The following is a 12420-nucleotide window of genomic DNA, read 5'->3' on the forward strand; positions in this document are numbered from 1 at the left end:
ATTTTTTATAAAAAATATAAATTTATTAGATAATCAAACCTGGCATTATCTTATCTACGGTTTTGTATGTTATACCTAATTTAATTGTTTTTGTAGCTAAACTAAATATGAAATACTTTAATTCCTCATCTTTGTTAGCAAATACTTGTACCGTCTTTACATCTATATCCCTTCCAGTGTTATTATTAATCAAATAATCAATCATATCATATATATTATCTAATTCATTATAACTGATGCTATTTAATTCTTTAAATATTTTACTTTTAGATATTCCAGTCTGAATATTTGAATCCAATAGGAATTGTAAACATTCAGCAAACATTCTATTATTTTTATTTTCTTCTAATATTATTTCTTTTTCTTTTCTACTAGATGTAGCAGCTAAAGCTTCAAATATTTCTTTTACTTTTAAAAGCTCTGACATTAAAGTCCTCCTTAATGTGATATTTTTATTATTTCATTTTAACTCTACTAGGTAAAATCGTATTAAAACTAGTATTTTAATATGATTTAATTTTCAAGTTGCTCCCTTTTAACAATGGAACAACTTTCTTTAACTACTCAATCTCCACATATTTAAATGGTATATACTCACATAACCAAACATTGTTTTCAGATAAGTAAAACTTATATCCATCTTCATACATTCTCTCTGTATTAACTTTTAAAACTATAGGTATCCCATGCCTTTTCCCAACTTTAATAGCGATATCTATATCATTTGATAAATGTACATATAACCTACTTTTTCTAACAATACCTTCCTTTTTAATGTTATATAGAAATCTAATTGTCGTTCCATGATAAAGACATTTTGGAGGTCTTAATTCCTTTAGCTCTACATTAACCTTAATAGAATGGCCTTGATTTGCTCTAATTTTACTCCTATCTTCATTAAAACTATATCTTTGCTTATTATCTTCTTTAACTATTTGCTCAAGGATTTCCATATTAATATTTCTTCCAGTACTATTTATATTTCCAATCAATTCATTAACATCTGCATATCCATAGTTATCTAGTTTAATTCCAATAGTTTCTGGTTTGTGCCTTAATATTAAACTGATAAATACAGATAAATTATCTTTTTTACTCATTGACTTCACCTCATCTTCTTTAACTAATATTTTAGCACTATTTATACATTTCACCACAATTTTTACATTGATATACAATACCTATTTTTGTATTAAGTTCATATACATCTCCACCACATTCACATTTTTTACTTTTACTGGATCTTCCTTCATTTTAAACACTCCTTTAAGTTTTTTATTAGTTAACTGTTGTATCTAGTAATCTTGAAACTTCTTTTATATGCCAATCAACTGGCAATAAATTACTTTCTACTAATTTATGTAACATACAGTCATGTTCATCTATACTCTTTATGTATCCTATAGGGCAATTTTTACAGTGTTTAGACTTTGTACAAATATATTTAATAGTATTTAAAGCAACTAAAGTGTTTTTTATATCTTCCTGTGTTAATTCAACTTTATTCTCCACACACATACCTCCTTATAGTTTTTCTAGCATCTTACAATTTTTCTTATTACATTTATTACTACAACCACATTTTCCAATTATTCTAAAAATCTCTTGTATACTTTTCTTTAAGTACAAATCTTTTCCAGTAAGTTAAATTGATACTCTTGCATTAAATTATACCTACCTTTTTATTTTAAATTTATATACCTCAACTATATATTTGATATAATTAACTTAAGAACTTCAAATTAATTTAAAAGGTGGTAACATTATGAGATTAAATCCTGATTGTATTAGAGATTTATTATTAACTGTAGAAGAAAATACAAGTTTCTCTCAAATTATGTATTATAACAGAAAAGAAGAAAACAACTATGAATTATTACAAATGTACAACGATGAAGAGATTTCGTATCATATAAGGCAATGTAACTTATACGGTTTTTTTACCAGAGTTTCTTGGACTTCAGCTTACTGTACTATTGATGATTTAACACCTTTAGGTCATGAATTTTTAGCTAATATACGTTTAAACACAAATTGGAATAAAACTAAAGAAGTTGCTTCAAAAGTTGGTTCTACATCTATTAATGTTTTAACTGAAATTGCATCTAACGTTATAACTACTCTAATTAGCAATAATTTCTAAATTTTTCACAGATAGTTTAATAGTAAGTTCATTTTTCATTCCACTTTCAACAAATGAACTTATTATTTTACATCCAATAATATCACCTATATCATGTCCATTAATTATAACTTTTGTTATATTTCGATTTGTTTCTATTCTTACATCATGCATTTAATCACCTACTTTTTATTTTTCTTAAATTTACTCTTCCCTTGATTCTCTAGTGGTTTATATTTAGTTTCATACTTATCTAGTTTTTGATTAATTTCATTTAAAGTATTATCAAATGCTAAATATTTGTTTAACTCATATTTTACTAACCTCCTTTTAACTAAAATATTTTTTAATTCTTTAATAGTATCAATTTTATAATTTAAAGAGGCTATATCTAAATTCATTTCCTCTATCATATGTAGTATTTCTTCTCTTTTTCTATCACAGATACTTAATTCATTTAATATTCTTTGTTTATCTTCCTTGAATAAATTTATTAAACTTTTAGTATCTGAATATTTCTTTTCAAAACCATCAGCTTTAATTTCTTTCACATATAAATCTTGATGTGCTACATATGAATGAAGTTTTATAACACATGGAACATACTTAAATTCTTCTTTAAGTTCTCTGTACTTGTTTAAAGCATCGCTATATTTCTCAAATCCAAATTGTGTATTTCCATATTTCAAGTCAATTTTAGTTATATAATTATAATTCATTTCAATCACCATTTTTAGTAATATTATATTTCTATGAGAGCTTCTTGAAATTTTAAATTAAATACATAAGTTATTAATTTTTTGTCATTTTTATAATTTAAATATTCATTTATAGAAGCATCATAAGCATTCAGCTTACTATATCTATGTGTATACCATCCTTGAAAGTCGAGGTAGTCTTGTTCTGTCAAATACTCACTTGCTAGATTTAATAGACTACCTCTTTTATTTAGTATTTGTTTTATCATTTAATCACCTATCTTTTATGTTTTTAAATATTTAATTTTCAAAGTACATTTTAACTTCTTGCTTTAACTTATTTTTTTAATGTTCTCTACAAATTCTATCAACCATTTTCTACCTATTTCAGTCCATTTTAATTGTGTATCATATTCACTTATTTTAAAATCTGCATATTCAGGTATCAACCATTGGTAATCCTTATAAGGTTTCCAACATTTAGTCCTTCCATTTTTCTTGACTGGGTATATTATCTTATTCGTATACAGCAAAGCATTTAAACCTTGTGCAGACATTCCTAAATCTTTCGCAATATCTGTTGTAGTCACTAATTTTTCAGGATTTAATACTTTGTCATGATATTCTACTTTAGGCTGCTGAACTTGAATTGTTTCTTTAAGTAATAATCTTTCTTTTTCTTCTTCTATCCATCTTTTAGCTCTTTCAATAGAGTCTTGTATCATATAGCTATCTATGAGCTTTTTTCTCATATTGAAGTATTCATCCATTATTTTATCGTGTATTTCCCAAGCCAAATCAGTATCCATTATCTTAATTAATTTTGAATATCCTCTTTCAGATAAAAGATAAATATTATTTGCTTTTGATATTTGCATTTTTCTATAACCAAGCAACCCCAATACTTCTAAATTGTAGTCGTTATCAACGACCACTTTTAAATCTATAAAATCAATAGTATTTGCAAATCTTCTAATATTCCTATTTATTAACTCTCTAACATGTTTTATCTCCATATTGTGTATTTCAGATATAGTCTTATCCGTCATACATTTTTTATCTTCACCAAAACCACCTTCTATAATAGGTATCTCTAGATTCATGAATCTCTGCTGACCTTTAACTTTAATATCTTTCATTTTCAATCACTCCTCCTATTCTATCTTTCCTATTAGAGATAATTTCTAAAGACAATTCATATACAATATTTTGATTTTTATTTGTTATATTTTTAAAGGAATATATCATTTTTATTAATTCTTTGTATCTTTTATTTTTCATGAACTCACTCTCCTTTATTAATTTTGTACATTTTTTATTTCATTATCATAAATACATTGTATATTCAATATTATACTTTGTCAATATAATTTTGTACTTTGTTTCATATCAGAATCATTTTTATTGACTTTGTCAATATGGAACTGTATAATTTAATTATTGGAGGTGATGACTTGAACACAATGATATGTAATTTAAAAAAATTAAGAAAAGAATTAGGTTTATCTCAGAAAGAATTTGGTGATAAATTAAAATTAACATCTGCATCTATTTCAAAATTAGAAAATGGAGAAAGAAATATTACTGAGCGTCATATATCTCAAATATGTGAAGTTTTTAATGTAAATGAGGACTGGTTGCGAAATGGAAATGGAGAAATGTTTAAAAATATAGATGATATTGAATTAGCAGCAATGATGGGTAAAACATTTTCAAGTAATGATGAATTTTTAAAAAAAGTATTCTTAACATTTGCTGAGCTTACTGATGATGAAAGAGAAGTTATACAGAAAGTAATTGATAAACTTAGTAAATAGCCCAATAAGGGCTATTTTAATTTAGATACAAAACTTTTGATTATGAGTAAATAAGATAAATCCATTTTTTCTAGCATTTTAAGTATTTCTTTCATGACTTGTCTTTTCATTAGTATATAACCCCCATATGTGCATTATAAATTAAGCAAGATAATCTAATATCTTTTAATAAACATCCCCTCAGTCTACACTTTTACAGAACATTCGTTCTTTTAAGAAACAAAAAATTTTATTTTAAATAAATTAAAATCATTTATAATTAACAACCTTCCACTCTATAATAGTAGATTTCTCTGATTAAATGATAAAATTTTTTTAACAGAAATTCAACACTAAAATCACAATTAATGTCAAAATGTTCAAAAATATTAATATTTTTCCTATTTTCCTACACAATAATATTATAACTCTTATCCATGTTTTTATCAAGAACATACATTCGATTAACAAAAACAAATCTTTCTACTTTACCATAATATTTCACTAAAAACATCGGCTAGTTTTTTTTTAAGTTCTTTTGTCTTTTTAGGAGCTACTTTAAGTTTTATTTTATCTATTGTTAAATAAACAAAGTTATAATTAAAGTCAGTTACTTCTAATAAATTTATAAGATAACTCTTATGGCATCTAAAAAAAATATTCTCTTTCAACTTTTCTTCAAATAAATCCATCTTATCATTTATTATATACTCCTCATCTTTAGTAACAACTCTTAGCTTTCTATTCACTATTTCAACAAACAAAATATTATGTTCGTCTATTTTTATTATTTTACTTTTTCTTTTTATTGTAATAATAGCCTCTCTTTTTCTCCAATCAATTGCAAAGTCAAGCATAGATTTTTCAAACTCTTTATAATATATTGGTTTTATCATATATCTAAATGCATTTATCTCATAACCTCTAATAGCATACTTATCTGATGCAGTTGCAAAAATTATTCTTACATCTTTATCAAATTTTCTAATATCTTTTGAAATATCAAATCCATTTCTGCCTCCTAAATTTATATCCATCAAAATTAAATCAACTTTCTCTGGATACTCTTGCAATAAATCCTCTCCATTCTTAAACAATAAAGTCTTATATTTCTTTATTTTGATTTTATTTAAAAATATCTTAATAAAATCATAGAGGATATCTCTTTGCATATCGTTATTCTCACAAATAATTATAATCATTAAACCACTCCTTAAAGTATATAGTCATTGAATATTATATATTTTCGACATATACTTTTTTTACTTTAATGTAATTTAATGTATTATAAATGGTTATTTTATCATTTTATAAATGTAGAATATATTTTTATATTAATATAATTTATTGTTACATAAAAAACTCAGCACTTCAATTAGCACTGAGTTTTAATAGAATATTTTTAAAGAATCTCTTGAGAATTAAAAAAGCAAATCTAGTATTTATATGTAATTAGATAAGTATGTTATATATTTTTATATAGATTTAACACAATTAACATCAGTTATTAGTCAAAAAAAATAAGACCAGTCTTATTGGCTGGTTTAATTTTTTTTAATTTAAGATATGTTCTGACATCTCTTTCAATACAGATTCATAAGATTTGCATTGAGTAGCTGCTAATTCTGATAAAGCAAATTTCTGAGCCTTAACTAAAAAAGCTTTATCTGTACTACATAATTTCTTTGCAGAATTTTGTATTTCAAGCATCTTAATCAACCTTATTATTTCAAATATGTTTCCTGACTTAAGTTTTTTATCATACAATTTAAATCTCTCTTTTCTATCCAACACCCATATATCATTACTCTTATCAATATCTTGAATGAGCTTATTAATTTCACCTTCATTGATAACTCTACGTACACCAACTTTATTAGCATTTTTAACTGGTATAGAAATTTTAAGACTACTATTAAAAATAACAATTAATTCATAATATTTTTGTTCTTGATGGTTTATTTCTTTTGTTACAATATCACTCACATAACATGCTCCTTCTTTTGGATACATTACATTTTCACCAATTTTATACATATATTATACCTCCATAACTGGATTTTAGATATTGCAACTTAGGTACAATGTTTTTACTATCTAATAATTTATATTATACCATAAACTACTTGACAAGTCAATTTTATTATATTATAATTATAAGTTTATATATAAATACATGCATACAATTTTACTATTAGAATATAATAAAACCAGCTCATATTGAACTGGTTCATATTTGTCTATAGTTTTGGTAATTCTTCATTTGTAAATTGCTTTTCTAACTTAACTTTGCTAATATTTTCATATTCATTAATAATACCATTGTTATTTTTCAATAGAGTTAATATCCCTTTCTGATATTCCATTTGATTAGTAGAATTTTCAACTAACTCTGCCAATCCTTTTAAAACTAAACATATAACTATTCCACTAACTATCACTCCAGCACCAATACCAATCATAATAGGACTATATTGTTCATAAGTATCTGATAAGTAATCATATGGAATTTCTACTTTTTGACACATGATTATTATACCTGCTAATACTTGTATACCTGCCAAAAATACTCCCATATTTGATAAACATCTTGCTATGTAATTCTTCATTTTTTCTATACCCCCAAATTAAAATATTTATTCTTATATTTCTTCATTGTATTCTTCAGCTATAGTATTGTTTATTCCTCTTATAAAAATTACATTGTCTTTTCTTATGCCCACTAAAAAATTATCAATAGGGTCATCAAAATTTATATATTCCACATCTTCTAATCTTTTTATATTATCTAAGTTCTGACCTCTACTAGATGTTAAAATATCTCCGTTTGAATTAATTCCTATAATAGAAACACCTTCATGATTATCTATTATTTCAGCAGAAATAATATTTTTCCAATCTTTAATGATTTCATTAAATTTTTCATCTGTACTTATTATTGTTCCATCTTCTTTTATCCCCACTATCCCACATAATCCAATATGTATATCTTTTATATCTTTCCAACTTTTAATATCATAAGCACCACCTGATACAACTACTGTTCCATCATTCTTTATTCCAAAGATACTATAGGAACCACATTTTATTTTTGATATTCCTTTCCATTTATCTGTTTCTTTTCTATGAGTTGAACTATCATATCCTGTAAGTAATACTGTTCCATCTTTTTTTATTCCTATTACTGTTGTATTTTTCATATACTCAATAGTTGATTTTGTTATCTCTATGCTTACTATATCAGACCAATTTTTTACATTGCATTGACCATAATCATTATTTCCAGTAGCAACGACAGTACCATCCTTTTTTAATCCTACAAAAGTTCCACTATCACATTCTATATCTATTATATCTATCCATTTACTAATATTATCTGAATCTGAATCTTCAAGTCCTTTAGAAACAACAGTACCATCTTTTTTTAATCCTATTATTGAATCCTCATATGATACTATAGATATTATATCTTCCCAACCAGATATAGAACTACTTTCACCATTCACTTTTCTATGTGTTACTTTTCCATTATCTTTTAACATATATACATTATCTTTTTCTACAGATATTTTTTTATTATATTCATTTTTATACTTTATTTCATCTAAAAAAACATGCTTATTAATAATATTTTTACCAATAAAGATAATAAAAATTAATAATATACTTATTAGTAACATTGACTTTTTTTTATTGTTTTTATTTATATTCTTTAATTTATGTTTTTTACATTTATTATCTTTTTCAAGCTTGATTTCTATTTCTTTTTTATTTTTTAAGCTTTTTTTGTGAAGAGATTCTAAATAATTTTTATTTATCTTTTTTATTTGTAGTGTTTTACTTCTCTTACAATTATTACACCTATCTTTTTCTAATTTATTTATTTTACCGCAACAACAATTCCATGCTTTTTTTTCTATTATATTAGGCATATACTTAATTTCATATTCAAAGTCATATTCTTCATAATCTTTTTTAAGTTCTTCTAATAATTCTGTTTTTAACAATCCTATTTTATCTAATTCAGGTATAACTAAACCTTCTTCTCTTTCATATTTATAGACTTCATTATTTGAAAACACTACTTGTTCTAATATAACATTTATTGTTCTTGTTTTATTATCATTTATTCTTATAGCAATGTCATCACCAAGACATTCATGAGGTTTAATGTTTATATCTTGATAAACATGCTTTAAATTACCATCTATCAAATCTCCTGCATCATTAAAACATTCTATTTTAAAATATGCAGACTTTATCTCCTTATCAGATATATTACACAATTTTAGTTGTAATAATAAATTATTAGTAGCATTATCTTTTGTTATAGCCCCTTTGAGAAGCTCTAATGGCCATTCTGAATGCCAAACATCAAATTCTAGATACTTCAATATCTCAAATCTATCCATTCCTCAATTTCTCCCTCTATATGATTATTTTCCTCAAGATAATTATAGTATACTTATAGACTAATTGGTAAAAAAAAGAAATAACCATATAAAGTTATTACTTTTAATCTAATTAATTTTTTATTGAGCTTTTATTAAATCTACTTTTAATCTTCTTCCTCTATACTTAATATATCAATAGTTTGTTTACTCTTGTCTATTGTTTCTACTGCTTTATTTAATATTTCAACTACATTTTTTGAATTTCATTTTCAAAACTATCTTGTTTTTTATATCTATATAACCCCCTTCCAGCTGTATAAAAAACCTCTGAATTGCATAGCTTTAACCTGTTTAATACTCATGAAAGCACTCCTGAACCAAATTCCGTATTTGTTCTTTTATGTAATTCGTCTCTTATCTCTTGAACTGCAAAATCCCTATCCTCACTTTTTAAAATATTTTCTACATGAAATCTAATCTCATTAGATATACTTGTAAAATTATTTTTCATTTTATCCACTCCTTTAAATTTATTATAATATAAATTTAATAGATTTTTAATTTTATGATTTTTAAATTTTTTGCAATATAAAAAAACTTCTATGTATACATTCAAGCATACTTAGAAGTTTTTTATAATTTATACAAACATTTGTTGTAATAATCCCTTTTTATATTGATTTAATAGTTCTAATTTTTCTTCATCTTTTTCAATTTTTTTATCAATTAAAGAAAGGAAAGAAGCTATTTTTTCTTGTTCTTTTATTGATGGTATTGGAATTGGTATTTCTAAAAATTGTTTTTTATTTAAGACTCTATTTCTTCCTGCTCCTCCAGGAGATGCATTTACTAAATAATACTTGAATTTTGGAGTTAATATATAGTACTTGTAAAAAGTATCTCTTGCATTATTTTTAAAGACATATGTTGGAAAGCGATGAGAAACTAATTTTCCTTCATCTTTTACATTAGTAATTGCAATTGCATGCTCCCAAGCAAAGGTTATATTAACAATTAACATATCTGTTTTAACTTCATATAATTTATCCATATTTATTTTTGATGGATCTGCTACATATTCATGAAAAGTTCCTTTTCCATGGCTTCTAATACCTAATCTCCAGTATGGGTTTAGGGGCTTATTGATTTTATATAACTTTTCATTCAAGATATCTTTAAGTTTTCCTTCTTTCCAACTCAAATAACCTTTAAATCTTATTTTTTGAGAAAATATTCTTTTCATCATACCTTTTTTATAATCTTTAAGTAACTCAATTTTTTCTGATTGTTTTTCAATTTTTTTATTAATCAATGTAAAGAAAGACGCTATTTTTTCTTGTTCTTTTAATGAAGGTATATTTACATAATAACTTGCATATTCCTCAGCATTTATACCTGGTTGTCCAGATCTCATGGAAACAACTTTTACCCATCTGTTATACTTTTCAGTTAATGTCTGGAAAAATACAAATTTAGAATTATAACTTTTAATAACATTTGCTCTTATTAAAAATCCTGCAAAATACAATTTTCCATCCTCTTTATTATAAATGTAAGTTTTACCAGTACTTGCTCCTGTTCTTGCAAATAAAATATCATTTTCTTTAACTAAATATTTATCTTCCAGTAAACCTGATGGCGAAACTGGGTTTGAGGAAATATATTTATTTGTATTTTCATTTATATCAGTTATTCTTATATACTTATTTATATTATCAAATTTTTTTGAAGATGAGTTCATACCATATTGAAATTTATCAACGATATTTCCTAATTTTTCTTCCTTCCATTCATATTTGAACCCTGAAAATCTAAGATTTGGTATATTTTTCATATTTAATACCTCCCTTATATTCCAAGTTCTTTTAAGTAAACAGCCAATTCTTTATCAATATTAACTATTTCTTCATCAAGTTTTTTTATTTTCTCACTAATTTCAAAAATATCTATTTCTTCTTCTTCTTCAAAGGTATCAACATACCTAGGAATATTTAAATTATAATCATTTTCTCTTATTTCATCAATTTTAGCTCTATAAGAATATTTATCAATAATTTCTCTTTCAACGTAAGTATTAACTATTTTATCTATATCACAATCTCTAAGAACATTTTGATTTTTAACCTTTTCAAACTCATTTGATGCATCTATAAATAAGATATTATTAGAATTTTTTCTATTATTTTTAAATACTAATATTACAGTTGGGATACTTGTTCCAAAAAATATATTTGGAGGAAGCCCTATAATAGCATCTAAAACATTTTTCTTTTCTATGATATATTTCCTTATAATGCCTTCTCCTGCACCTCTAAATAATACTCCATGAGGTAATACAACTGCCATAGTACCCTCCTCATCTAAATGATAAAGCATATGCTGTACAAAAGCAAAATCAGCCTTTGATTTAGGTGCTAGTTTTCCATATGAACTAAATCTTTCATCATCCATAAATTTTATATCAGCACTCCACTTAGCCGAATATGGAGGATTGGCAACTATAGCCTCAAACTTCATATCTAAATGTGCTGGATGCTCAAGTGAATCATCATTTCTAATATCAAAATTATAATATTTTATATCATGAAGTAACATATTCATACGAGCTAAATTGTATGTAGTCGAAGTTAATTCTTGTCCATAAAATTTACGTACATTAGCTTCTTTTGAAACTCTAAGAAGTAATGAGCCTGAACCACATGTTGGGTCATAAACATTCTTCAAATCTTTTTTACCAACAGTAACAATTTTAGCTAATATCTTTGAAACCTGTTGAGGCGTATAAAATTCACCAGCTTTTTTACCAGCATTAGCAGCAAATTGACCTATTAAATATTCATATGCATCTCCAAGTATGTCTATTTCACTATCTTCATAAGCAAAATCTATACTATTTACATTTGCAATTACTTTTGCTATTAAATTTGAACGGCTTTTTACATCTCTTCCTAATTTTGTAGAGTTTAAATCCATATCATCAAATAAATTATCAAACTCATCTTGGCTTTTTTTACCTATTGTAGACTCAATCATATTTGTTATAGCATTCTGTAACATTTCTATATCAAAATTTGAACTTTCAATTTCTTTTATTATTGTTGAAAATAAGTATTTAGGTTCAATATAATAACCTATATCTTCTGATAATATCTTAATTAATTCTTCTTTATATTTATCATCTTCCCACGCTTCAAAGTAATTCATATCATCACTTGAAAGCTCGTCTTCCACTTTATTTTCAACTTTTTCTGAAAGATATCTATAAAATATTAATCCAAGAATATAGTTTTTAAACTCATTAGCTTCCATATTTCCTCTTAAATCATTAGCCATATCCCATAACTTTTTATATAATTCTTGTTGTTGCTCTTGTTGCTTTTCATTTGTCTGCATTTTTTACTTCTCCTTTA

17 protein-coding genes are annotated in these 12420 nt (G+C 24.7%); 2 read left to right on the top strand and 15 right to left on the bottom strand.

Going from position 1 to position 12420, the window contains the following annotated elements; all coding sequences use genetic code 11:
* Positions 1-25: 25 nt before the first annotated feature.
* The 3 genes from IR151_RS17300 to IR151_RS17310 all read right to left on the bottom strand — a co-directional run bounded on the left by IR151_RS17300 (position 26) and on the right by IR151_RS17310 (position 1512).
* Positions 26-427 (bottom strand): DNA ligase, encoded by a 402-nt coding sequence (locus IR151_RS17300; RefSeq protein WP_227436851.1) that lies wholly within the window; start codon positions 425-427, stop codon positions 26-28.
* Positions 428-560: 133 nt separating this feature from the next.
* On the bottom strand, positions 561-1100 hold the full coding sequence (locus IR151_RS17305; RefSeq protein WP_227436853.1) for an RNA 2'-phosphotransferase: 540 nt from the start codon (positions 1098-1100) through the stop codon (positions 561-563).
* Between the two features lie 178 nt (positions 1101-1278).
* Positions 1279-1512, bottom strand: coding sequence for a hypothetical protein (locus IR151_RS17310; protein WP_074438436.1), 234 nt, complete (start codon positions 1510-1512; stop codon positions 1279-1281).
* A 253-nt stretch (positions 1513-1765) separates the two neighbouring features.
* Between IR151_RS17310 and IR151_RS17315 the strand changes: the two genes are divergently transcribed.
* Positions 1766-2143, top strand: coding sequence for a DUF2513 domain-containing protein (locus IR151_RS17315; protein ID WP_227436854.1), 378 nt, complete (start codon positions 1766-1768; stop codon positions 2141-2143).
* On the opposite strand, the gene IR151_RS17320 is transcribed toward IR151_RS17315, so the two are convergent.
* The 5 genes from IR151_RS17320 to IR151_RS17340 all read right to left on the bottom strand — a co-directional run bounded on the left by IR151_RS17320 (position 2123) and on the right by IR151_RS17340 (position 4101).
* Positions 2123-2296, bottom strand: coding sequence for a hypothetical protein (locus tag IR151_RS17320; protein WP_176699525.1), 174 nt, complete (start codon positions 2294-2296; stop codon positions 2123-2125). The two genes, IR151_RS17315 and IR151_RS17320, sit on opposite strands and share 21 nt — an antisense overlap.
* A gap of 8 nt (positions 2297-2304) precedes the next feature.
* A complete protein-coding gene (locus tag IR151_RS17325; RefSeq protein ID WP_074438438.1) occupies positions 2305-2841 on the bottom strand; it encodes a hypothetical protein in 537 nt (178 codons plus the stop codon).
* Positions 2842-2864: 23 nt separating this feature from the next.
* On the bottom strand, positions 2865-3089 hold the full coding sequence (locus IR151_RS17330) for a hypothetical protein (protein ID WP_227436856.1): 225 nt from the start codon (positions 3087-3089) through the stop codon (positions 2865-2867).
* A 63-nt stretch (positions 3090-3152) separates the two neighbouring features.
* Entirely contained in the window at positions 3153-3959 is an 807-nt protein-coding gene (locus IR151_RS17335; protein ID WP_227436858.1) for a phage antirepressor KilAC domain-containing protein, read from the bottom strand.
* Positions 3946-4101: a hypothetical protein gene (locus IR151_RS17340; RefSeq protein ID WP_227436860.1), complete on the bottom strand. Its 156-nt coding sequence runs from the start codon at positions 4099-4101 to the stop codon at positions 3946-3948. The genes IR151_RS17335 and IR151_RS17340 overlap by 14 nt, the downstream gene beginning before the upstream one ends.
* A gap of 182 nt (positions 4102-4283) precedes the next feature.
* Here IR151_RS17340 and IR151_RS17345 point away from each other — a divergent pair, with 182 nt between their 5' ends.
* Complete coding sequence (locus IR151_RS17345; RefSeq protein WP_074124351.1) at positions 4284-4637, top strand: helix-turn-helix domain-containing protein; 354 nt, start codon at positions 4284-4286, stop codon at positions 4635-4637.
* 467 nt (positions 4638-5104) lie between these two features.
* Here the strand turns inward: IR151_RS17345 and IR151_RS17350 are convergent, their stop codons facing one another.
* The 7 genes from IR151_RS17350 to IR151_RS17380 form a co-directional block, all read right to left on the bottom strand.
* Entirely contained in the window at positions 5105-5818 is a 714-nt protein-coding gene (locus IR151_RS17350) for a LytR/AlgR family response regulator transcription factor (RefSeq protein ID WP_227436862.1), read from the bottom strand.
* A gap of 352 nt (positions 5819-6170) precedes the next feature.
* A complete protein-coding gene (locus IR151_RS17355) occupies positions 6171-6653 on the bottom strand; it encodes a CarD family transcriptional regulator (RefSeq protein ID WP_227436863.1) in 483 nt (160 codons plus the stop codon).
* 203 nt (positions 6654-6856) lie between these two features.
* Positions 6857-7225, bottom strand: a complete 369-nt coding sequence (locus IR151_RS17360) for a hypothetical protein (protein ID WP_227436865.1) — start codon at positions 7223-7225, stop codon at positions 6857-6859.
* Positions 7226-7258: 33 nt separating this feature from the next.
* On the bottom strand, positions 7259-9028 hold the full coding sequence (locus tag IR151_RS17365; protein WP_227436867.1) for an RCC1-like domain-containing protein: 1770 nt from the start codon (positions 9026-9028) through the stop codon (positions 7259-7261).
* Positions 9029-9368: 340 nt separating this feature from the next.
* Entirely contained in the window at positions 9369-9521 is a 153-nt protein-coding gene (locus IR151_RS17370; RefSeq protein ID WP_227436869.1) for a hypothetical protein, read from the bottom strand.
* A 129-nt stretch (positions 9522-9650) separates the two neighbouring features.
* On the bottom strand, positions 9651-10844 hold the full coding sequence (locus IR151_RS17375; RefSeq protein ID WP_227436871.1) for a restriction endonuclease subunit S: 1194 nt from the start codon (positions 10842-10844) through the stop codon (positions 9651-9653).
* A gap of 14 nt (positions 10845-10858) precedes the next feature.
* The gene (locus IR151_RS17380) at positions 10859-12403 is read right to left on the bottom strand and encodes a type I restriction-modification system subunit M (protein ID WP_074438448.1); all 1545 of its coding nucleotides are present in this window, start codon (positions 12401-12403) and stop codon (positions 10859-10861) included.
* Positions 12404-12420 lie beyond the last annotated feature (17 nt).

The sequence above is a fragment of the Clostridioides sp. ES-S-0006-03 genome (genome assembly GCF_020662275.1).
Taxonomy (GTDB): Bacteria; Bacillota; Clostridia; order Peptostreptococcales; family Peptostreptococcaceae; genus Clostridioides.